This is a genomic window from Rhodoferax koreense (assembly GCF_001955695.1).
Taxonomy (GTDB): domain Bacteria; phylum Pseudomonadota; class Gammaproteobacteria; order Burkholderiales; family Burkholderiaceae_C; genus Rhodoferax_B; species Rhodoferax_B koreensis.
In genome coordinates this window covers 5,235,000-5,255,149 of the sequence record NZ_CP019236.1, presented here as the reverse complement: position 1 = coordinate 5,255,149, position 20,150 = coordinate 5,235,000, and the positions used below count along the sequence as shown (strand labels likewise).

The following is a 20,150-nucleotide window of genomic DNA, read 5'->3' as shown; positions in this document are numbered from 1 at the left end:
GCCGCAGGCCCGATCCGGGCGTCAACAGGAGATGGATCGATGGGAAAGTCAAGGGTTCTGAATCCAGTCCAGCACAGCGGCGCCACCGTGGAGGCGGTGTCGCCGCGGGGCGCGCTGGCCAGCCTGGCCGTGTGCATGTTGCTGGCTTCGCTGGGCACCAGCATCGCCAACGTCGGCCTGCCGGCGATGGGGCAGGCCTTCGGCGCGAGTTTCCAGCAGGTGCAGTGGATCGTGCTGGCTTATCTGCTGGCCATCACCACGCTGATCGTCAGCGTCGGCCGGCTTGGCGACATCGTCGGCAGGCGCCGGCTGCTGCTGGCCGGCGTTCTGCTGTTCACGTCGGCCTCGGCCTTTTGCGGCGCGGCGCCCACGCTATGGCTGCTGGTGGCCGCACGAGCGGTGCAGGGGCTGGGCGCCGCGGTGATGATGGCGCTGGCCACGGCCTTCGTTGCCGACACCGTGCCGAAGGAGCGCACCGGTAGCGCCATGGGCCTGCTGGGCACCATGTCGGCGGTGGGGACCGCGCTCGGCCCCTCGCTGGGCGGCGTGCTGATCGCCGGGCTGGGCTGGCGCGCCATCTTCCTGGTGAACCTGCCACTGGGCCTGCTGGCCTGGGGCCTTGCGCGGCACCACCTGCGCGCGGACGCCGCGCTGCCTGCGGCGCGCAAGCCGGGCTTCGACCACGGGGGTACGCTGCTGCTTGCGTTCACGCTGGCGGCCTATGCGCTGGCGATGACCATGGGACGCGGCCATTTCGGTCGGCTCAACATCGCCCTGCTGCTGTCGGCCGGAGCCGGCCTCGGGCTGTTCGTGCGCTTCGAGACGCGTGCGGCGTTTCCCTTGATCCGGCTGGCGGCCTTTCGCAGCCGGGTGCTGAGCGGCGGCCTGGTCATGAACGTGTTGGTCTCGACGGTGATGATGGCCACGCTGGTGGTCGGACCGTTCTACCTGTCGCGGGCCCTCGACCTCGACGCGGCCCGTCTGGGGCTGGTCATGGCGATCGGCCCGGTGGTCTCCGCGCTCAGCGGCGTCTGGGCGGGGCGTCTGGTGGACCGACGGGGCGCGCCGGCCATGGCCACCGTGGGCCTCGTTGCCATGGGCCTGGGCGCCACGGGGCTGTCGATGCTGCCGATGCATTTCGGCCTGGCGGGTTACATCGCCGGCATCGCCGTGCTCACGCCCGGCTACCAGTTGTTCCAGGCCGCCAACAATACGGCGGTGATGATGGACGTGCAGCCGCCCCAGCGCGGCGTGGTCTCGGGTCTGTTGGCCCTCTCGCGCAATCTGGGCCTGGTGACCGGAGCGTCGGTGATGGGCGCCGTGTTCGCGTTTGCCGCTACGACCGACATTGCCACGGCGGGGCCGGAGGCGGTGTCCGCGGGCATGCGAGGCACCTTCGCCGTCGCGGCGCTGCTGATGCTCGCAGCACTTGCGCCAGCCTGGGTCAACGCGTTGGCGACGCAGCGCAGGGCGCGTCCTCCGCTTTGAACGGAGCACGCGCCCGACGGGTCGCTCTGCGGTGGATGCGGCTCAGGCGCGCAGGCTGGTGTTGAGCTGGTCCACCAAGGGCGCCCATTCGGAGTCTTCGTTGATTTCCTCGCGCAGGAACTGCGCCTGGCCCTTGCTCCAGAAGGGCGCATCGGCCAGTTTCACCGACTCGGGCAACGGGCGGTGGTCGGCGATGAATTGCGTCATCTCCGCTTCGCTGCTCGGCAGGCCGAGCTGGTCGAACAGGTCAGTCATCACGTGGTTGGTCAAATCCATTGGGCAGGGTCTCCGTCCAGGGTATGTCGATCGGGCGCGCAGCGGCGCAACGGGTCAGAAACGGCGCGGCCGGTTGATATTGAGCAGCAGCGTGGCGAGCAGGGCGCCGGCGGCGACGCCGACCAGCACCGCCTTGATCGGCTCGTCGGCAATGTATTGCGCGGCGGCTGCCTGGGCGTCGGCGGCTTTGCTCTTGAGCTGGTCAAGCTTCTGGCTGGCGGTGTCGGCCACGCTTTTGGCGGTGGTTCTGGCGTAGTCCGTGGCGCTGTCAACGGCGTCGCCCGCAATTTCCTTGGCATCGCTGGCCAGGCCCTTGGCGGTGTCGGCGGCCTCGCGGACCGTGGCTTTGGCGTCCTCCACGGCCGGGCGCAGCGACTGCACCGTGTTGGCGCCGATGGCCTTGGCTTCGCTGGCGATGCCTTCGGCCGCACTGGCCGCGTCGCGTCCGACCTGGCGCGCGTCGTTCTCGATCTCTGCGGGTGTCTTGGTGTAGTCGGCCATGGTTCTCATCCTCGGTTGGTAAAACATGCAAAGGCAACAGCGCCTTCCCTCCATTGGGCCGCCGTGCGATCGGCGGGCGTGTCGGTCTTCATACCCTGTTCTTGTAGGCCGCGGGTCGTGGTGGCCATCCTGGTTGATAATCTGCCGACCATGTTCTCCACGGCCCATCCTCCATCTTCGACCGGCGCGCGCCTGCGTGTTGCCTTCGCGCGGTGGGTGATGCTGTGGTTCGTGTTGTCGCTCGGCGCCGCCATCGCCTCGCCGATCGTGCATCCGCAGTCGGTGGAGCTGGTCTGCACCAGTGCCGGCGCGGTCAAGGCCGTCGTGCATACGGACGATGGCGTGCAGGAGGTCGGCATGGGCCACATGGACTGCCCGCTGTGCGTGCTGGGCGGCCCGCTGCCGCCGGCGCCGAACGTGTCGCTGCCGGTGCTCGTGCCGCTGTCGCATGCCATGCAGTCGATTCCGGCGGCGCGCATCGCCGCGGCCACGGCTGCGCCCCTGCCGGCGCGCGGCCCACCGACGCTTTTCTGATCCGGCTATCGATTTCGTAGCGTATCGCGCCCGTGGGCCGAGCGTTTCGAACACTTTTTGCATTGATCAGCGGTGCCCCTGGCGGGCGCCGTGGGAAGCCATCCTTTGAACCACACCATCGCACCGGCGCCTCGTGGCCCGGCCCCGACAGCGGGCCATGCAGGTCGGCCCGCGCCCATCCGCCAGCCATGGGCCCGGGCGCGCCATGGCGGCCCCACCCCGACTCCACCCGACCAAGAGATCCACATGAAGAAAAAATTCCCTGCACCCCTCGCTCTGGCGGCTTTGGCCGTGTTCACCGGCGCTGCCTCGGCCCACGTCACACTGCCGCCCGGCGGTGCCGCGGCCGGCAGCGACTACGAGGCTGCGTTCCGCGTCGGCCATGCCTGCGAAGGCGCCAAGGCCACCACCGGCATCACGGTGCGCCTGCCCAAGGGCTTCACGCTGGCCGAGGCCGTGCCGCGTGCTGGCTGGAAGCTCGAAGTCCAGAAAGAGGGTGAGCCGCAGGTCCGCTGGACACCGGACAGCCCCGACAAGGCCCTGGCGGGCCACGACAAAGCCGAGTTCATCCTGCGCGGCAGGCTCACGTCCACGCCCGGCCCGCTGTACTTCAAGGTGCTGCAGAGCTGCGACGTGGGCAGTGCCGACTGGGCACAGTTGCCCACCGGTGCGGCCGGCGAGAAGCTGGTTTCGCCCGCGGCGCGGCTCGACGTGCTCGCCCCCGGCGTGGCCGCGGTGGACGTGAAGGACGCCTGGGTGCGCCCGGCCGTGCCGGGCCAGAGCGGCACCGGGGCCTTCATGAAGCTCAGCGCGCCGTCGGGCGCGCGCCTGGTCAGCCTCTCCACGCCCGCGGCCGGCGTGGCGGAGGTGCACGAGATGAAGATGGAAGGCGACGTGATGAAGATGCGCGAGCTCAAGGGCGGCCTCGACCTGCCGCCGCGCAAGACCGTGGAACTCAGCCCCGGCGGTTACCACGTGATGCTGATGGACCTGAAGCAGCCCATCACCAAGGGCACGAACCTGCCGCTGACGCTGCGCTTCGAAGATGCCAAGGGCGTGAAGAGCGCGCTGGAGGTGAGCGTGCCGGTGGGGATACCCGAAGGCGCCGCCGCGGCGGGATCGCCCCACCAGCATTGAGGCGGGCTCGGGCTCGAAATCTTGCGGCGGGCCGCCATGGCGGCCGGTTCAATAACCCACGCTGTACCGGTAGCCCTTGAAGCGCAGCACCATGTCCTTCTGCCGGATCGTCTCCAGCGTCAGGCCCGGCGCGGGCTCGTCGCCTTCGTGCAGCACCTGGCCGTTGACGATGAGCATGCGGTAGGCGGCCTGGGCCGAATAGGTGACGCCACTGATCGAAAGCTTGGGCAACTGCGCGCGGATATCGTCGGGCAGCTCCGCCACGTTGTAGATCAGGCTGGCGGCGGTTGGCGCCGCCGAGGTCCGCGGCGCCGGTGCGGGTGCTGCCGCTTGCGGGGGCGCGGCAGTGGCGGCGGCCGATGCGGCAGGGCGTGCCGCGGCGGCGCGGGGCGGCTCCGCGGCCTTGCGCGGCGGCGCCGACGGTGCGGGCCTTGGCGGTGCCACGGCGACGGGCGCCGCCGGTGCGGCTGGTAGCGCCGGCGCGGCGGCCACCACGGCCGGTGCCGGTGACGGCGTCACCACGGGGGCCAGCACCACCGGTGCGGGCTGGCGTCCCAGCGTCCACCACAGGGCGGCGACCACCAACAGGGCCAGCAGCGCGCCGGCCGCGATCCAGTTGGCGATGGGCGCGCGCGGGCGCGTCTGGGCCGCGGCCGGCATCGCGTGGCTGTGCAGCGTGGGCACGGCGCCGCGGTCGCGCTCGGCGTCGGCACGTTTCAGGGCTTCGAGGATGTAGGACATGGCGTGGGTGTTTATTTTTGCAACTGCGGTTCGGCCACGCCGGTGGCGCGGTTGAGCAGCATCAGCGTGATCGGGCCGGCCTGGCCGTCGGGCACCAGGCCTTGCGCGAGCTGGAAGCGGTAGATCCGTTCGCGCGGGCTGTCGCCGGCTGCTGCGCCGCTGGCCGGCGTGGCCACACCGGGCAGGGTTGCGAGTTGCTGGCTCACCCACTGCGCGGTCGCGGCTGCGCGGGCTTTTTCTCCCTTGAGCCGGTCGTCCAGCGGCGGCGTGCGCCACAAGGTGGCGTATTCGCCGCGCCAGTACAAGGCGAGGGTGGCCAGCGGCACGGCTCGCGGTTGGCCGTTGACGAGCAAGGTCGCGTTCCGGGCGTCGAGCCCCCGCAGCAGTGCGTAGGCCGGCCGGCCCTGGGCATCGGTGAGCGTCAGCAGGCCCGGCCGGTCGAGCTGGCGGATCAGCGCCAGGCTGGTGCGCGTGCTGCGGAAACACTGCAGGCCCTGGGCCGGCAAGGCCTCGCAGGGGTCGGCAGCGGCGTCCGGCGTGGCTTTCCAGTCCGCGGCGAGGGCCCGCCAGGCCGCGTCCTCGGCGCGCGGCAAGGTGGTGAAGAGGTCGGCGAAGTGATCGGTGGCCGCGGCAGTCGCAGTGGCCGCCAGGGCTGCGGATGCCTGGGAGGCCGCAGGCCGCGCGGCGGCGATGTGCGGGCCGGCGGCGGATGATGCGGCGGTGGGTGATGCGCCGGTCCACGGCAACTTGACGCCCATGGCCCAGCCCAGCCCGGCCAGCAGCGCAACGCCCGCCACCAGGCCCAGGCCCGCGGCCACCGCCTTGGGATGGCCCGCGCTGCGTGCCGCCGGCAGGTCGCCGAACACCTCGGTGCCGGCCTTGGCCACGATCTTGCGGTCCACCACCGACTGGCCGGTGGCATAGGCGCCGAGCAGCGCGCGGCCACACAGCAGGTTGATGCGCCGCGGCACGCCGTGCGTCATGCGGTGCACGAGTTGCAGCGCCGCGCGGTCGAAGGGCAGCGCGCCGTGCCGTCCGCCGATGGCCAGGCGGTGGGCGATGTAGTGTTCGGTCTCGGCCAGGCTCAGCGCATCCAGGTGGAAGCGCGCGATCACGCGCTGCGCCAGCTGTTCCAGTTCGGGCCGCGCCAGCAGCGTGCGCAGTTCGGGCTGGCCGATGAGGATGATCTGCAGCAGCTTGCGTTCGTTGGTCTCGAGGTTGGTCAGCAGGCGCAACTGCTCGAGCACGTCGGCCGAGAGGTTCTGCGCCTCGTCGATGATCAGCACGTTATGCTGGCCGGCCGCATGCGTGCGCAGCAGGAAGGCGTTCAGCGGGTCGATGCAGTCCTTGGCGGTTTCCTCGCCCGGTCCATTGTGGCCGTGGGGGATGCCGAACTCGTCGCAGACCGACTGCAGCAGTTCGCCCACCGTGAGCTTGGGGTTGAAGATGTAGGCGACATTGCAGTCGGCCGGGATCTGCTCCAGGAAGCAGCGGCACACCGTGGTCTTGCCGGTGCCGATCTCGCCGGTCAGCAGCACGAAGCCGCCCCCGCCGCCCAGGCCGTACAGCAGGTGTGCCAGCGCCTCGCGGTGGCGTTCGCTCATGAACAGGTAGCGCGGGTCGGGCGCGATGGAAAACGGGTCCTGGCTCAGGCCGAAGAAAGAGGCGTACATAACCCCGAGGATAACGACCCGGCGTGGCGGCGCCGTGTGCGGGCCCTATGCGGCTTTTCCGGCATCGGCCAACACCAGTTGCCGGAAGCGCTCGACCGCCGGATTCGCCGCTTCGTCCGCCGCGCGCCAGGCCAGGTGGAATTCGGACACCGCCGCCGCCGGCAGGCCGATGGGCCGCACCGCCACGCCGGGCATGCGCAGCCGCGCGGCCGAAGCCTGGATCAGCGCGATGCCGATGCCGCTGCCGACCAGGCCCATCAGGCAATACGTCTGGCGCACGTGCTGCACATAGCGCGGCGCCACCCGTGCGGCATGGAAGGCGGCGGTGAGCAGTTCGTACATGCTGCCACCCTGGCCGGGCTCGTACATGATCAGGTCCTGCCCGTGGAGGGCTTCGATGGCGAGTTTGCGCCTGGCGGCCAGCGGGTGGGCGGCGGGCAGCGCGGCCACGAAGGGTTCGCGCAGCACGCTGGCGCTGCGCAGGTCGGCGTGGTCGGCCGGCGAGCGCGTGATGCCCACGTCGAGCCGGCCCGAACGCAGGGCCTCGAACTGTTCGGTGGTGCTGAGGTCACGCAGCACGATGTCCAGACCCGGCAACTGCTTGTTGGCGGCGGCCACGATGCGCGGCATGAAGCCGAAGCTCGCGCCGGCCACGTAGCCCAGCCGCACGGTGCCGGCTTCGCCCTGGGCCGCGCGGCGCGCCACCGAGGCGGCGGACTGGCTCAACTGCATCAGGTACTCGGCTTCGGGCAGGAAAGCCTTGCCGGCCGGCGTGAGCTGCACGTTGCGTTGCGTGCGCTCCAGCAATTGCACGCCGAGCGCGGCCTCGAGCTGCTGGATCTGCCGGCTCAGTGGCGGCTGCGTCATGTGCAGCCGCACGGCGGCGCGGCCGAAGTGCAGTTCGTTGGCCAGCACGACGAAGCAGCGGATCTGGCTGAGCTGGAACATGGCGGTGCGCCGTGCGGCGCGGTGGATGGTTGGCGGAGCGGTGATCCTAGCTCAGGCGGTTTCCTCGGCGGGCAGGGCCACGCCGAGCTGGTCGGCGCAGGCCGCCAGCGCGGCCCAGGTCACTGCATCGCAGGCTACGCCTTCGGCCTCGGCCGCAGCAATATGCCGCGCCACCTGGTCGCCGGGGATGCGCACCGGCTGCTCCGGCCGGATCGGCGCGCTGTCGCGGCATTGCTGCGCGAAGAATGCGGTCTGCTGCTCGAAGGCCTCGGCGCCCGCGAAGAATTCAGGGTTCAGCACCTGCAGGAAGACGTTGCCGCCCCAGCGCCTGGGTGCGTCCGCACGGCCGTGGCCCGACAGGCCTTGCGACAGCGCCTCGATCATCAGCGCCAGGCCGAAGCCCTTGTGGCCGTATTCCTGGCCGCCGATGAGCTGCAGCGAGCCGCGCGGCTCGGTGTGCTCCAGCACGGCCGGGTCGCGCGTGGGCCGGCCCTGGCCGTCGAGCAGCCAGGGATGGTCGAAGGTTTCGCCGGCCGCGAACTTGGTGCGCGTCATCGAGGTGGTGGTGATGGACGCGCAGATGTCCACCAGCACAGGCAGTTCGCCCGCCGGATAGCCGATGGCCATCGGGTTCGGTGTGAACAGCGCCTCCCGGCCACCGTAGGGCGCCACGCGGCGCGCGGCCGGTTCGGAGTTCTGCACGATGGCGATGAAACCCTGGTCGGCCGCCTGCTTCACGAGTGCCGCGAGGCAGCCGATGTGGTGGCTGCGGCGGATGGCGAAGGTGACCACGCCGAGCTCGGCCGCGCGCTGCATGCCGAGCGTGATGGCCTGGTCCATCAGCCACAGGCCGGGCAGGTAGCCGCCGTCCCAGACCAGGGTGGCGCCGGTGTCTTTCACCACCTCGGGCGCGCCGGTCAGCGCCATGCCGCCCTTGGCGATATCGGCCAGGTACAGCGGCGCCATGGCCAGGCCGTGGGTGCGCCGACCCATGGTGTCGGTCAACACCAGGTAGCGTGCCACGGTGGCGGCCTTGTCGGCGTCCATGCCGGCGGCGCAGAACAGTTCGGTGGCGAAGCGCGTGAGTTGCGCGATGGGCAGTTTGGTTGGAAGGGGCATGGATGACTTGAAGAAAACAGACTCAGGTGGAACCTTCGATGGTGTTGCCGGCTTGTTTGACGACCTTGGCCCAGCGCACGCGGTCCCTGGCGATGAACTGCGTGGTCTCGACCGGCGACATCGCCACCATGTCCACGCCCGCATCGCGCAGTTGCGCGCGCAAGGCCGGCTCCTGCACGATCCGCACCAACTCGGCATGCAGCCGCGCCACCTGGTCTTTCGGCAGTTTCGAGGACACGGTGACGCCCTGCCAGGTGCCCGATTCGAAATCGGTCGCGCCCTGTTCGGCCAGTGTGGGCAGGTTCGGCAGCAGCGGTGAACGCGTCTTGCCGGCCACGCCGATGGCCTTGAGCTTGCCGCCCTGCACCTGCGGATAGGTGGCCGCCATGCCGTTGAGCACGGCCTGCGTCACGTTGGCCACCGTGTCGCCCACGGCCGGTGCGCCGCCCTTGTACGGCACGTGTTGCCACTGGATGCCGGTGATCTGCGCCAGCTGCACGGTGGCCAGGTGGTTCGGCGTGCCCTGGCCGGCCAGCGCCACGTTGAGCCTGGTGCGTTTGGACAGCGCGATCAGCTCCTGCAGGTTGTTGGCCTCCACCGACGGGTGCACGGCCAGCAGGTGCGGCGATTGCGCCAGCATGGCCACGCCCTGCAGGTCGCGGTCCAGGTTGTAGGGCAGCGTCTTGTAGATCGACGGGCTGATGGCCAGCCCGCCCACGTCGCACAGCAGCACGGTGTGCTGGTCGGTGGCTTGCGCCACGGCTGCGGCGCCGATGTTGCCGCCGGCCCCGGCGCGGTTCTCGATGATCACCGGCTGGCCGAGCGCATCGGACAAGGGTTTGGTGAGCAGCCTGCCGATGATGTCGGACGTGCCGCCGGGCGCGTTGGGCACGACGATGCGCAGCGGCCGGCTGGGCCAGGCTTCGGCATGGCTGACGCCGAAGGCGGCGAGCATCGGAAAGGCGCCGAGGGACTGCAGGATGTGGCGGCGGTTGGCCATGTTCTTGTCTCCGTTTGGGGTACCCGCTGGCTCTTGGGCCGGCGTGGGTGGAGTACAGCACCACGGACCGATGCGCGTCCAATCCAAATTGGGGATGGATTGATGCGCGTCTTGGATCGATGGCCGGTCAGGCGTCGCTCATCACGATCAACACCTGCGCATCCTGCGCGCCCACCGCAAGGTAGACATGGCCGATGCCGCTGTCGAAATAGACCGACTCCGAGGCGTTCAGTGTGAGTTTCTCGCCGGTCTCGAAACAGATCTGCAGGGTGCCGGCGATCACCATGAGGAACTCCTCCCCCGCATGGCGGTTGTACTGGCGGAACTCCGACAGGTCGCGCGTCTGGATGCGGCTGTAGACCGGTGTCATCTTCTTGCGCGGGAACTCGGCGGCCAGCATCACGTGGTCGTACCGATCACCGGCGTAGGTCGGCGCCTGGTCGAGCCGGGTGTGGGCGAAGGTCGGCGCGGGCTGCGTGCCGCCGGCGACGTCGGGCTCGAAGAGCTGCGCCATGTCGATGCCCAGCGCGCGGGCCACGGCGACGAACTTCTGGTAGCTGATCGAGACCTGGCCGAGCTCCATCTTCGACAGGGTGGGCAGCGACACCCCCGAGGCCTGTGCCACCTCGCGCAGCGTCAGCCCCCGGTGCTTGCGCTCGGCGCGCAGGCGCCGGCCCATCTCTTCGCGGTCGATGATCCTGCCCACGGACGGGGCGGCGGGGCGGGCGGGGGCTGGCGCGGTCAAAACGGCTTGGCTTCGCAACGGATGGGCATGGCGCATTTTGCCGCGCCGGACGCTACAGCCGGAACACGCTCACCCGCTGTGCCAGCTGCTCGGCCTGGCTGCGCATCGAGGACGCCGCAGCGGCGGCTTCCTCGACCAGCGCCGCGTTCTGTTGCGTCACGCCGTCCATGTCGGCGATGGCCTGGTTGATCTGGTCGATGCCCTGCGACTGCTCCTGGCTGGCTGCGGCGATCTCGGCAATGATGTCGGTCACGCGCTGCACGCTTTGCACCACCTCGCCCATGGTGGCGCCGGCCTGGTCGACGAGGCGGGTGCTGTGCGCCACGTTGCCGACCGAGTCGTCGATCAGCGCCTTGATTTCCTTGGCCGCTGCGGCGGAGCGCTGCGCCAGCCCGCGCACTTCCGAGGCCACCACCGCGAAGCCGCGGCCCTGTTCGCCTGCCCGCGCAGCCTCCACGGCGGCATTGAGCGCGAGGATGTTGGTCTGGAAGGCGATGCCGTCGATGACGCCGATGATGTCCACGATCTTCTTCGACGAGGCGTTCACCGTGCCCATGGTGCTTACCACCTCGGCCACCACCGCGCCGCCCCGGGCCGCCACTTGCGAGGCCGAGGCCGCGAGCTGGCTGGCCTGGCGTGCGTTGTCGGCGTTCTGTTTCACGGTGCTGGTGAGCTCCTCCATCGAGGCCGCGGTTTCTTCCAGCGCACTGGCCTGTTGTTCGGTACGCGCCGAGAGATCGTTGTTGCCCGAGGCGATCTGGCTCGACGCGGCGGCAATGGCGTCGGTGCCGGTGCGCACTTCGGCCACGATACCGGCGATGCTGTCGCGCATGCTGCGCATCGCGTGGAGCAGGCTCGCCGTGTCGCCCGGCTTGACTTCGATCTTTGTGGACAGGTCGCCCTGGGCCATGCGGCCGGCCAGTTGCGCGGCGAGCCCGGGTTCGCCGCCGAGTTCGCGCAACAGGCTGCGGGTGATCAACAGGCCCACGCCGAGCAGTACCGCGGCCAGCACCAGCGCACCCAGGCCGAACGTGATCGCGCGCTCTCGGAAACGCGCGTCCACGGTGTCCACGTAGACGCCCGAGCCGACGATCCAGCCCCAGGGCTGGAAGCCCTCGACGTACGAGGCCTTCTCCACGGGCTGGTCGCTGCCCGGCTTGGGCCAGAGGTAGACGACGTCGCCCGCGCCCGAGGCCTTGACCACGTTCACGAATTCGACGAACAGGCGCTTGCCGGTCGGGTCCTTGTTTTCCGAGACGTTCTGGCCTTCGAGGTCGGGGCGGATCGGGTGCATCACCATGGTCGGCGTGAAGTCGACGATGAAGAAGTATTCGTTGCCGCTGTAGCGCATGGCGCGCACGGCCGCCATCGCCTGCTGCTTGGCCGCGGCCTCAGTGAGCTTGCCGTCGGTGAACTGCTTGTGGAACGCGGCGATCAGGCTGTGCGCCGATTCCACGTTCTGCCGCACGCTGGCCTGGCGCTCCTGCATGATCAACCTGCGCTCGGACACCAGGAAGAGCGCCGTCAGCACGATCACGCCGAGCAGCGCACTGGCGATCAGTATCCCCAGGCGCTTGGCAATGCTGAGGCTTGTCGGTTTGGAGGGCATGGTGGTCTCCCGAAGACGGGTTGCAGGCTGGGCTGAACGATGGTAACTGGATGAAACAGCTTTGGGAAACAGCTTGGGCAGGGCGGCAAACCGCTTTGGCGCCGGCGCAACGGAATGCCCTGCGACAATCCGAGTCGTGCTCACTGTCCTGCTCGTCACGTTTCCGTTCTTTGCGCTGGTGCTGGCGGGCTATGTCGCCGCGCGGCGGCGCTGGCTGCCACTCGAGTCGATCGGCGGGCTCAACGGCTTCGTGCTGTTCTTCGCGCTGCCGTGCATGCTGTTCCGATTCGGCGCGGCCACGCCGCTGGCCCTGCTGCTCGATGTGGGCCTGTTCGTCACCTACGTGCTGTGTGCGCTGGTCATCGTCGGCTTCGTCGTCGCCACCAGCCTGAACCGCCGCATCGGCTGGAACGACGCGGCTTTCGGCGCGCTGGTGGCCGCTTTTCCCAACACCGGCTTCATGGGCGTTCCACTGCTTGTCGCGCTGATGGGCCCCAAGGCCGCCGGCCCGGCCATCGTCACCATCGTGGCCGACCTGCTGGTCACCTCGTCGCTGTGCATCGCGCTGTCCCGGCTCGACGGTGCGGACGAGCACGGTGCCGCCCGGGCCGCGCGCAACGCGCTCAAGGGCGTGGCCATCAACCCCATGCCATGGGCCATCGTGCTCGGCGTGCTGGCTTCGGCCACGCAGCTGCGCCTGCCCGGGCCGGTGATGCAGACGGTGGGCTTGCTCGCCGATGCGGCTTCGCCGGTGGCGCTGTTCACCATCGGTGCGGTGCTCGCGCGTTCGCAGATCGTCGCCGCTGCCGGCCGGCACGCGGCCATGCCGCTGGCGGACTATGTGCCGGTGGCGCTGGTGAAGCTCGTGCTGCATCCGGTGCTGGTCGGCCTGGTGGGGCTGGCGGCCATCAACCTCGGCGTGCCGCTGGACACGTTTTCGTTGACGGTGATCGTGCTCGTCGCCGCTTTGCCGAGTGCCAGCAACGTGTCGATGCTGGCCGAGCGTTTCGGTGCGGACACGGGGCGCGTGGCGCGCATCATCCTGCTCTCCACGGCTGCGGCCTTCCTCACGTTCTCGGGCGCGGTGGCGTTGTTGCGCTGACCGATCCTCCAGGCCCACGCCGGGCGTGGCTTGAGCCCGGCCGTGCGGCGGTGGAGAATGGCGCATGACCGCTCCCGCCCTCGAATCCTTCATCGACCAGGCCATGGCCCGAAGCCGCGGCCATGCCGATCCGGCCGACTGTGTGCTCGCGCTCGCCCCGCTGATGCTGGACCTGATCGACCACGCCGGCACCTTCCTGGCGCCACAGCATTACCAGAGCAGTCCGGCCGGCTACAACCGCAACCTCGTCTACGAAGCCCCGGACAGGAGCCTTTCCCTGTACGCGCTGGTCTGGCTGCCCGGGCAATGGACACCGGTGCACGACCATGGCAGCTGGGGGGTGGTCGGTGTCGTCGAGGGGGTGTTGGAAGAGCGCGGCTACGTGAGGCTGTCGCCCGAGCGCGGCGCGGACACGGAAATCGACCTGGCACGCGGCGGCACGGTGCTGCTTCCGCATGGCGCGGTGACGAGCTTCGTGCCGAATCCGGATCACATCCACGTGACCGGCGTGCCGGCTGAGCGGCCGCGCGCCGTGAGCCTGCACCTCTACGGCCGGACCATGAGCAACTTCAACATCTACGACGTGGCCGCCAGAACCCGGCGGCGCATCGAAGTCGCCCACAACGAAAGCTGACCCGATCCATGGACGCAAGCACATCCACCGCCACCGACGAGGACCAGGGCGCCACCGTGGTCATCACCCACCGGATACGCCGGGACAGCCACGCGGCCTACGAGCGATGGCTCGAGGAAATTGCGCCGGTGTGCAAGGCCTCGCCCGGCTACCTGGATTGGCATATGGTCCGACCCGTGCAGGGACTGACGGAGACCTACACCGTGGTGGTCCGATTCGACACCAAAGCGCACCTGCAGCACTGGATGGCGTCGTTCGAGCGGCAGCGCCTGATCGAGAAGGTCCAGCCGCTGTTCGTGCGCGGCGACGATTTCTTCATCAGCAGCGGCCTCGATTTCTGGTTTGCGCCGAGCGGTGCCAAGGCCAAGGTGCCGGTGCGCTGGAAGCAATACCTGGTGACCTGGTCGGCAATCTATCCGCTGGCCCTGGCGGTGCCGCTGCTGGTCGTGCCCGTGCTGGGGAAACTCGGCTTGCCATCCAGTACGCCGCTGAACACGCTGGCCATCACCGCCGTGGTGGTTTTCATGATGGTCTACGTGGTCATGCCCCGGTACACGCGGCTGCTGCAGAAATGGCTGTTCAGCTAGGTGCCGCGTCGGCCAAGCGCGCGTTGTGATCAGCCGGCCGGGAAGTCCGCGCCCACGCTCGTGGCGCGCCATTGCTCGATCTCGGCGATCCGGCTCCTGAGTTTGCCGGTGATGGCTTCGAAGCCGATCGCGCCGAGCACCAGGTGGCGCGGCGGCGCGTCGAGCTGCGTGACCTGCACCATCGCCTCGGCGGCGCGCTCGGGGTCGCCGGGCTGAGCGCCACTGACGCTCGCGGTCAGTTGCATGCGTGCGCCCGCCGTCTCGGCATATTCGGCAATGCGATTCGGCGTCTGGTACAGCGAGCGACCCGCCCAGTCGGTACGGAAAGGCCCGGGTTCGATGCAGGTCACCTGGATGCCGATCGGCGCGCCCTCGGCCGCCAGCGCGTCCGAGAACCCTTCGACGGCGTGTTTGCTCGCCGCGTAATAGCCTGAACCCTGGAAGCCGACCAGGCCGGCCACCGAGGTGATGTTGATCACATGTCCCTGGCGGCGTGCGCGCATGCCCGGCAGCACGGCACGGGTCATCGCGAACAGGCCGAACACGTTGGCATCGAACTGGCGGCGGATCTGCGCCTCCTCGCCTTCCTCGATCGAAGACTGGTAGCCGTAACCGGCGTTGTTGACCAGCACGTCGATGTGGCCGAAATGCGCGGTGGCCGCCGCCACGGCCGACTCGATCTGCGCCCCATCGGTCACGTCCAGGTCGAGCGCCAGCGCGCGCGAGCCCATGCCTTCGACGAGGCTGGCGACGCGCGCCTTGTCGCGCGCGGTGACGACGGCGCGCCAGCCGCGCGCGAGCACGTTGCGCGCCAGCGCCTGACCGAAGCCGGTCGAGCAGCCGGTGATGAACCAGACGGGGGTTCCGGTGGGGTTGGTGTCGGTCATGTGGTCTCCAGTGGGTGATTGGTTTCAGCTTACTGCAAGCGCCGCGATCCTGCTCGGGCCCGGCCGGAGCCCTTCACCACTGCCCGTAACGCGCGACGATGCCGCGCAACAGAGCGTCGCGCTCGGCGCCCAGGTGGTTGCCGCTCGCGTCGCCACTGGCGTCCTTGCCGACCGCGGTGTGCACCACGACGAGCTTGAGTTCCGGATCCACGAAGATGGCCTGTCCGTGAATGCCCAGCAGCGCGAAACGGCGATGGCTGCCAGGCAGCAGCCAGGTCTGGAAGCCGTAGCCCGAGTAGCTGCTGCCCTTGTGGTCCATGCGTCCGGGCCGGAAGGCTTCGGGCTGGCGCGCGGCTTCGGTCATGGCCAACAGGTAGTCGCGCGTCAAAACAGCCCGGCCCTGGGCCTGGCCGTCGTTGGCCAGCAACCAGCCCAGGCGTGCATAGTCGCGCACGGTGGCGTTGAAGCCGCCCTGGGCCTGCTCCATGTGGTCGGTCGGGTTCAGCAGCCACTTCGCCTCGGCCTCGGCGCCCAGCGGCTGCCAGATCTTCTCGGCCACGTAGTCGCACAGGCTTCGGCCCGTCGCGTGGCGCAGCACCAGGCCCAGCACGTCGGTCTGGGCGCCGCTGTAGTTGAAGCGACTGCCTTCGGCGTCGGTGCGTTCGGTCACGCCGCGCAGCGCCTCGACGATGCCCGCGCGGCGGCGCGCGGCATTGAAGCGGGCCCGGTCGTCGGTCGGTGTGTAGTCCTCGACGTAACGTGCGCCGGACGCCATGCGCAGCAGGTTCACGATGCGCGTTTCGCCATAGAGCGTTCCGGCGAGTTCTTTCGCGTAGGTGGCCGCGGTGTCGTCGAGGGAGCGCACCAGGCCTTCCTCCAGCGCCTTGCCCATGGCCAGCGCCACCACGGTCTTGGCCATGGAGTTGGAGAGCATGCGCATGCCCGGCTCGCGGCCGTAGTTGTAGCGCTCGGCGACGATCTCGCCGTCTTTCAGCACCAGCACGGCCATGGCGCGCTGATGTTCCATGTAGTCGTCCAGGCTCAGCGTGCGCGCGCCGAAGCGGTAGCGGAAACTCGGCTCCGAAGCGGCCTTGGGCAGTGCCAGCGGCTGGGCGGCCGGCGCCAGGCTGCAGGATCCGGCCAGGCTGTCCATGGCGCTATAGGAGCCCACCATGTAGGGCTCCTGGGCGGCCTGCGCGAGGTTGCGGCCGGCAGGGTAGCCGGCGGCCTTGCCGAGCGCCTCTTCGTCTGGCGCGGCGGTGGCGCCCGGCGCGGCCAGCGCAAGGGCCAGCGTCAGGGCAAGGGCGGGCGAAATCCTGAGGATGTGGTGCATGGCGGGCCGGTTTGGAGCTGGGCGCGATGGTAGCTGCAGCGCGTCGCGCATCCTGTCGCGCGGCAACCGCGCGTGCGGTTCAGTGGTGCGCGTAGACCGGCACCGTGGTCGCCGGCGGCGTATTGCGGCTTCGCTCGCAGCGCACGATGCCGTCGATCATCACCATGCCCACGCCGGGGATGTCGCCGAGCTGCACGCTTTCCAGAAGGCTGCGGCCGGCCGTGTGCTGGGCCTTGTCCATGAACACGAAATCCGCCGCGCGGCCGACCTCGATCAGGCCGCAGTTGAGCTGGCGGATGCGCGCGGTGTTGCCGGTGGCAAAGCAGAACACCAGCTCGGCCGGAATGTTGCCCAGGCTGGAGAGCAGCGCGATCAGGCGCAGCATGCCCAGCGGCTGCACGCCCGAGCCGGCCGGCCCGTCGGTGCCGAGGATCACGCGGTGCGGGCACTTGAGCTGCAACGCGGCCTGCGCGGCGGCGATGGCCACTTTCTCGTTGCCGTTGTGCACGATCTCGATGGCGCGGCTGGACTTCTCGCACAGCTCGCACACATGCGCCTCGGGCAGCGCGGTGTGGCCGCCGTTGATGTGGCCGATCACGTCGGCGTCGGCTTCCAGCACCACGTCCTTGTCGATGAGGCCCGAGCCCGGGATCGACGGGCCGCCCGTGTGGATGGTGCTCTGGATGCCGTACTTGCGTGCCCAGGCCACCATCTGCTGCGCTTCGTAGCCGGCCTTTACCGAACCCAGCCCGACCTCGCCGAGCAGGCCCACGCCGGCCTCGGCCAGGTCCTTGAAGTCCTGCTCGACCATGCCTTTCTCGATGACCGGCGCGCCGGCGATCACCTTCACGCCACCGGGTCGGAAGTTGTCGAAGGCGCGCTGCGCGGTGATGGCCAGCGCCTTCAGGCCGACGATGTCCTTCGGCCGGCCGGGCAGGTGCACCTCGCCGGCCGAGACCATGGTGGTCACGCCACCGTTCATCGTCGACTCGATCCAGCCGAGCTGGTTCTGCCGCGGCGTCCAGTCGCCGAACACCGGGTGCACGTGGCTGTCGATCAGGCCGGGGGCGACGCAGGTCTGCTTCGCGTCGATGACGGTGCGCGCCTCGGCGGTGTCGCAGTCCTTGAACTTGCCGACCGCCGTGATCAGGCCATCAAAGACGACGATGGTGTCGGCGTCGAGGATGGGCCGGTCGATGTCGCCCGACAGCAGCAGGCCGATGTTCTGGATGACGACCTTGCCGGACTTGGCGCCGGCTGCGATTTCTGCCATGGTGGTGTTCTTTCGTGGGGTGGAGGTTTTCTACGGGAGGCGGACGGTGCGCAACACGGTTTCGGTGACGAAGCCTTCCCAATGGGCCACCGCCTCGGGCGCTTCCAGGTTCTCGCCGAGAAAGGCCGACAGCGTGTGCCGGTTGGAGATGTAGAAGTAGCCCATCGAGGCGATCATCAGGTACACGTCGCGCGTCTGGATGTCGGTACGGAACAGCTTCTGCGCCATGCCTTCTTCCAGGATGCGGCCGATGATGGCGATGGCCGGCGAGGAATATTCGCGCGCCCTGAGCGACTTGCCGATGTGGCGGCCCTTATGCAGGTTCTCGGTGTTGAGCAGCGTGATGAAGGCCGGGTTCCTGCGGTAGTAGCCGAGCACGAACGCGATCACGGCCCGCAGCGCGGCCACCGGCTGCGCCACGTCGAGCGCGAGCCGGGCCTCGGCCTCGTTCATGCGGCGGTAGGCGTCTTCCAGCACCTCGATGTACAGGCCTTCCTTGCTGCCGAAGTAGTAATAGATCATGCGGTCGTACGACTTGGCCGCGGTGGAGATCTTCTCCACGCTGCCGCCGTCGTAGCCATGCTTGGCGAACACCTTGGCGGCCGCGCGCAGGATACTGTCGCGCGTGGCCTGGGCGCTGAGCTCGCGCACCCCGGGTTTGGCGGGTCTGGCGGGCCCGCCCCTGGCGGCGCTCGCGGCCTTGCGTGCCACGGGCATGCGGCGCGTTTTCGCGGCGGACGGCAACGGTGTGCTCATGCCGTCTTTACCGATGGCGGACGCGCGCCGCATGCGGAATGTGTTGCGGCAGGCAGATGCTTATGCCAAAATAAATTCGACGGTCCATGTAGTGCTTGCAACATTTGTTTGAAGTGAATACTACATAGATTGCCGCGCCGGTACAAGCGTTTCGTCAAGGCCCTGAAAACGGCCGCCCCACGAGATCATCGATGACAGAACACACCAAAACGGACGGCCTGCCCGCCATGGAGGCCGCCACCACGTTCGGAACCGAGCCGCAGGTGCTGGAGCGTGCGCGCCCACGCAGCGAACGCATGGCCAGCGAGAAGATCGAGTGCAACGCCTGTCCGGTGCTGTGCCAGATATCCGATGGCCGCAGCGGCGCCTGCGACCGCTACGCCAACCAGGGCGGCACCCTGGTGCGGGTCGATCCGGTGGTGCTGCTGCGCCGCGCGCTGGTCGATGCGTCCGCGCCCCTGGTGCCGTTCGCCGGGCGCACCGGCGAGGAGGCTGGCGCACCGGATTGGAGCGGCGACCTGCTCCTGGCCGACGAGGTCTTCGTCACCGGCGTCGGCGCGTCCACCACCTATCCCGACTACAAGCCCGCGCCGTTCATCGTCGCCTCGAAGGCGCAGGGCGTGGACATGGTGACGGTCGTCACCGAGGGCATCTTCAGCTACTGCAGTTTCAAGGTCAAGATCGACACCGACCGCTACCTCGGGCCCGAGCAGGCCAACGTGCGCTGCAAGGGCGAGGTGGTCGGCCACGTGACCACGGCCGAATACGGCTCGCAGATGCTCTCGCTCGGCGGCGTGCACCACCTCACCGGCGGCAGCAAGAAGGAGGGCCGCGTCACCGTGCAGATGATGGAGGCGCTGGGCAACAAGCAGGCGGTGGAGCTCACCATCGACGGCGGCTCCCAGCTCGTGGTGCAGGCCGGCCGGCCGCCCATCGTCAACGGCGTGGAAGAGCAGCGCATGCGTGTGGGCTGCGGCTCGGCGGCTGTCGGCATCTTCGCCAAGCAGCTCTATGGCGAGGCCGACGAGGTGGTGGTGGTGGACGACCACATCACCGGCGTGCTGACCGAACACCAGGCCGGCCGCTGCCTCGACATGCCGCGCTCGGGCATCCAGATGCGCGGGCGCAAGTCCACACCCGGCCGGTACTTCCAGGTGGCGAATCCCGGCACCGGCTGGGGCGGCACCGACATCGCCGATCCGCTGTCCATCATCGAAGGCTGGGATGCCGGCGTGGCGCGCCCGGGCCTGCGGCTGCTGATGACCTCGACCACCGGCGAACACGCGGCCTGGTACGTGCTCGACGAGGCGCTGAAGCCGGTGGAGCAGCCCATGCCCGAGAGCGTGCGCCGCATCATCGCGCGCATCGGCGACAACTGCGAGCCCTCGCTGTGCACCGTGCTGTTCCTCGGCGGCGCCGGCGGCAGCCTGCGCGCGGGCGTGACGGAAAACCCCGTGCTGCTCACGCGCGCCATCAAGCAGGCCCTGGTCAACGTGACCTGCGGCGGCGCGCCGGCCTATGTGTGGCCCGGCGGGGGCATCACGGTGATGGTCGATGTGTTGCGCATGCCGGACCGAAGCTTCGGCACCGTGCCCACGCCGGCCATCGTGGCACCGATGGAATTCAGCATGCGGTTGGCGGACTACCAGCGCCTGGGCGGCCACATGGCCCACGTGCACAGCCTGGAGCAGATGTTGCAAGCTGGTGCATGGCACAACGAGGGTGCGCCGACGGCCCGCTTGTGGGCACAGAATCCCGCGGCCAACCCCTGGCCCCTCGGGCAGCCGCCGCTGCTCGGTTGAGATCC

The 20,150-nt window shown here is 69.3% G+C and carries 20 protein-coding genes; 7 read left to right on the top strand and 13 right to left on the bottom strand.

Going from position 1 to position 20,150, the window contains the following annotated elements:
* Positions 1-39: 39 nt before the first annotated feature.
* Positions 40-1,488 carry an MFS transporter gene (locus RD110_RS24320; protein WP_076202930.1) on the top strand — a complete coding sequence of 483 codons (1,449 nt, stop codon included), beginning with the start codon at positions 40-42 and terminating at the stop codon, positions 1,486-1,488.
* Positions 1,489-1,530: 42 nt separating this feature from the next.
* Here the strand turns inward: RD110_RS24320 and RD110_RS24315 are convergent, their stop codons facing one another.
* Positions 1,531-1,764 (bottom strand): DUF2789 domain-containing protein, encoded by a 234-nt coding sequence (locus RD110_RS24315; protein WP_076202927.1) that lies wholly within the window; start codon positions 1,762-1,764, stop codon positions 1,531-1,533.
* A 54-nt stretch (positions 1,765-1,818) separates the two neighbouring features.
* Positions 1,819-2,265 (bottom strand): hypothetical protein, encoded by a 447-nt coding sequence (locus RD110_RS24310; RefSeq protein ID WP_076202924.1) that lies wholly within the window; start codon positions 2,263-2,265, stop codon positions 1,819-1,821.
* Positions 2,266-2,415: 150 nt separating this feature from the next.
* Here RD110_RS24310 and RD110_RS24305 point away from each other — a divergent pair, with 150 nt between their 5' ends.
* Both RD110_RS24305 and RD110_RS24300 read left to right on the top strand, forming a co-directional pair.
* Positions 2,416-2,799 (top strand): DUF2946 family protein, encoded by a 384-nt coding sequence (locus RD110_RS24305; RefSeq protein WP_239467113.1) that lies wholly within the window; start codon positions 2,416-2,418, stop codon positions 2,797-2,799.
* 246 nt (positions 2,800-3,045) lie between these two features.
* Positions 3,046-3,936: a copper chaperone PCu(A)C domain-containing protein gene (locus tag RD110_RS24300; protein ID WP_076202921.1), complete on the top strand. Its 891-nt coding sequence runs from the start codon at positions 3,046-3,048 to the stop codon at positions 3,934-3,936.
* A gap of 48 nt (positions 3,937-3,984) precedes the next feature.
* Here the strand turns inward: RD110_RS24300 and RD110_RS24295 are convergent, their stop codons facing one another.
* The 7 genes from RD110_RS24295 to RD110_RS24265 all read right to left on the bottom strand — a co-directional run bounded on the left by RD110_RS24295 (position 3,985) and on the right by RD110_RS24265 (position 11,771).
* On the bottom strand, positions 3,985-4,677 hold the full coding sequence (locus tag RD110_RS24295) for a general secretion pathway protein GspB (RefSeq protein WP_076202919.1): 693 nt from the start codon (positions 4,675-4,677) through the stop codon (positions 3,985-3,987).
* 11 nt (positions 4,678-4,688) lie between these two features.
* On the bottom strand, positions 4,689-6,350 hold the full coding sequence (locus tag RD110_RS24290; protein ID WP_076202917.1) for an ExeA family protein: 1,662 nt from the start codon (positions 6,348-6,350) through the stop codon (positions 4,689-4,691).
* Positions 6,351-6,395: 45 nt separating this feature from the next.
* Positions 6,396-7,298, bottom strand: a complete 903-nt coding sequence (locus RD110_RS24285) for a LysR family transcriptional regulator (RefSeq protein ID WP_076202915.1) — start codon at positions 7,296-7,298, stop codon at positions 6,396-6,398.
* A gap of 51 nt (positions 7,299-7,349) precedes the next feature.
* Positions 7,350-8,417 carry an Ldh family oxidoreductase gene (locus tag RD110_RS24280; RefSeq protein ID WP_076202912.1) on the bottom strand — a complete coding sequence of 356 codons (1,068 nt, stop codon included), beginning with the start codon at positions 8,415-8,417 and terminating at the stop codon, positions 7,350-7,352.
* Between the two features lie 22 nt (positions 8,418-8,439).
* The gene (locus RD110_RS24275; protein WP_076202909.1) at positions 8,440-9,417 is read right to left on the bottom strand and encodes a Bug family tripartite tricarboxylate transporter substrate binding protein; all 978 of its coding nucleotides are present in this window, start codon (positions 9,415-9,417) and stop codon (positions 8,440-8,442) included.
* 127 nt (positions 9,418-9,544) lie between these two features.
* A complete protein-coding gene (locus RD110_RS24270) occupies positions 9,545-10,123 on the bottom strand; it encodes a helix-turn-helix domain-containing protein (protein ID WP_239467112.1) in 579 nt (192 codons plus the stop codon).
* Positions 10,124-10,214: 91 nt separating this feature from the next.
* Positions 10,215-11,771, bottom strand: a complete 1,557-nt coding sequence (locus tag RD110_RS24265; protein ID WP_076202907.1) for a methyl-accepting chemotaxis protein — start codon at positions 11,769-11,771, stop codon at positions 10,215-10,217.
* Positions 11,772-11,907: 136 nt separating this feature from the next.
* Here RD110_RS24265 and RD110_RS24260 point away from each other — a divergent pair, with 136 nt between their 5' ends.
* The 3 genes from RD110_RS24260 to RD110_RS24250 all read left to right on the top strand — a co-directional run bounded on the left by RD110_RS24260 (position 11,908) and on the right by RD110_RS24250 (position 14,094).
* On the top strand, positions 11,908-12,873 hold the full coding sequence (locus RD110_RS24260) for an AEC family transporter (RefSeq protein ID WP_076202905.1): 966 nt from the start codon (positions 11,908-11,910) through the stop codon (positions 12,871-12,873).
* A 64-nt stretch (positions 12,874-12,937) separates the two neighbouring features.
* Entirely contained in the window at positions 12,938-13,507 is a 570-nt protein-coding gene (locus tag RD110_RS24255; protein WP_076202902.1) for a cysteine dioxygenase family protein, read from the top strand.
* An 8-nt stretch (positions 13,508-13,515) separates the two neighbouring features.
* Positions 13,516-14,094: an antibiotic biosynthesis monooxygenase gene (locus RD110_RS24250; protein WP_076202899.1), complete on the top strand. Its 579-nt coding sequence runs from the start codon at positions 13,516-13,518 to the stop codon at positions 14,092-14,094.
* A gap of 29 nt (positions 14,095-14,123) precedes the next feature.
* Here RD110_RS24250 and RD110_RS24245 read toward each other — a convergent pair whose 3' ends face one another.
* From RD110_RS24245 to RD110_RS24230, 4 genes are all read right to left on the bottom strand, one after another.
* Positions 14,124-14,981, bottom strand: coding sequence for an oxidoreductase (locus RD110_RS24245; RefSeq protein ID WP_076202885.1), 858 nt, complete (start codon positions 14,979-14,981; stop codon positions 14,124-14,126).
* Between the two features lie 73 nt (positions 14,982-15,054).
* On the bottom strand, positions 15,055-16,314 hold the full coding sequence (locus RD110_RS24240; RefSeq protein ID WP_076202883.1) for a serine hydrolase domain-containing protein: 1,260 nt from the start codon (positions 16,312-16,314) through the stop codon (positions 15,055-15,057).
* Positions 16,315-16,393: 79 nt separating this feature from the next.
* Positions 16,394-17,587, bottom strand: coding sequence for an amidohydrolase family protein (locus RD110_RS24235; RefSeq protein WP_076202880.1), 1,194 nt, complete (start codon positions 17,585-17,587; stop codon positions 16,394-16,396).
* A gap of 30 nt (positions 17,588-17,617) precedes the next feature.
* On the bottom strand, positions 17,618-18,304 hold the full coding sequence (locus tag RD110_RS24230) for a TetR/AcrR family transcriptional regulator (protein WP_076205598.1): 687 nt from the start codon (positions 18,302-18,304) through the stop codon (positions 17,618-17,620).
* A gap of 230 nt (positions 18,305-18,534) precedes the next feature.
* Here RD110_RS24230 and RD110_RS24225 point away from each other — a divergent pair, with 230 nt between their 5' ends.
* Positions 18,535-20,145 carry a 6-hydroxynicotinate reductase gene (locus tag RD110_RS24225; RefSeq protein ID WP_076202877.1) on the top strand — a complete coding sequence of 537 codons (1,611 nt, stop codon included), beginning with the start codon at positions 18,535-18,537 and terminating at the stop codon, positions 20,143-20,145.
* Positions 20,146-20,150: the final 5 nt, after the last annotated feature.

What these genes read in the sequence shown, in the direction of transcription:
- RD110_RS24275 (WP_076202909.1), bottom strand. Translation starts at nt 9,417, where the DNA reads ATGGCCAACCGCCGCCACATCCTGCAGTCCCTCGGCGCCTTTCCGATG.
- RD110_RS24305 (WP_239467113.1), top strand. Translation starts at nt 2,416, where the DNA reads ATGTTCTCCACGGCCCATCCTCCATCTTCGACCGGCGCGCGCCTGCGT.
- RD110_RS24295 (WP_076202919.1), bottom strand. Translation starts at nt 4,677, where the DNA reads ATGTCCTACATCCTCGAAGCCCTGAAACGTGCCGACGCCGAGCGCGAC.
- RD110_RS24255 (WP_076202902.1), top strand. Translation starts at nt 12,938, where the DNA reads ATGACCGCTCCCGCCCTCGAATCCTTCATCGACCAGGCCATGGCCCGA.
- RD110_RS24240 (WP_076202883.1), bottom strand. Translation starts at nt 16,314, where the DNA reads ATGCACCACATCCTCAGGATTTCGCCCGCCCTTGCCCTGACGCTGGCC.
- RD110_RS24245 (WP_076202885.1), bottom strand. Translation starts at nt 14,981, where the DNA reads ATGACCGACACCAACCCCACCGGAACCCCCGTCTGGTTCATCACCGGC.
- RD110_RS24320 (WP_076202930.1), top strand. Translation starts at nt 40, where the DNA reads ATGGGAAAGTCAAGGGTTCTGAATCCAGTCCAGCACAGCGGCGCCACC.
- RD110_RS24230 (WP_076205598.1), bottom strand. Translation starts at nt 18,304, where the DNA reads ATGCCCGTGGCACGCAAGGCCGCGAGCGCCGCCAGGGGCGGGCCCGCC.
- RD110_RS24250 (WP_076202899.1), top strand. Translation starts at nt 13,516, where the DNA reads ATGGACGCAAGCACATCCACCGCCACCGACGAGGACCAGGGCGCCACC.
- RD110_RS24315 (WP_076202927.1), bottom strand. Translation starts at nt 1,764, where the DNA reads ATGGATTTGACCAACCACGTGATGACTGACCTGTTCGACCAGCTCGGC.
- RD110_RS24290 (WP_076202917.1), bottom strand. Translation starts at nt 6,350, where the DNA reads ATGTACGCCTCTTTCTTCGGCCTGAGCCAGGACCCGTTTTCCATCGCG.
- RD110_RS24225 (WP_076202877.1), top strand. Translation starts at nt 18,535, where the DNA reads ATGACAGAACACACCAAAACGGACGGCCTGCCCGCCATGGAGGCCGCC.
- RD110_RS24310 (WP_076202924.1), bottom strand. Translation starts at nt 2,265, where the DNA reads ATGGCCGACTACACCAAGACACCCGCAGAGATCGAGAACGACGCGCGC.
- RD110_RS24300 (WP_076202921.1), top strand. Translation starts at nt 3,046, where the DNA reads ATGAAGAAAAAATTCCCTGCACCCCTCGCTCTGGCGGCTTTGGCCGTG.
- RD110_RS24285 (WP_076202915.1), bottom strand. Translation starts at nt 7,298, where the DNA reads ATGTTCCAGCTCAGCCAGATCCGCTGCTTCGTCGTGCTGGCCAACGAA.
- RD110_RS24265 (WP_076202907.1), bottom strand. Translation starts at nt 11,771, where the DNA reads ATGCCCTCCAAACCGACAAGCCTCAGCATTGCCAAGCGCCTGGGGATA.
- RD110_RS24280 (WP_076202912.1), bottom strand. Translation starts at nt 8,417, where the DNA reads ATGCCCCTTCCAACCAAACTGCCCATCGCGCAACTCACGCGCTTCGCC.
- RD110_RS24235 (WP_076202880.1), bottom strand. Translation starts at nt 17,587, where the DNA reads ATGGCAGAAATCGCAGCCGGCGCCAAGTCCGGCAAGGTCGTCATCCAG.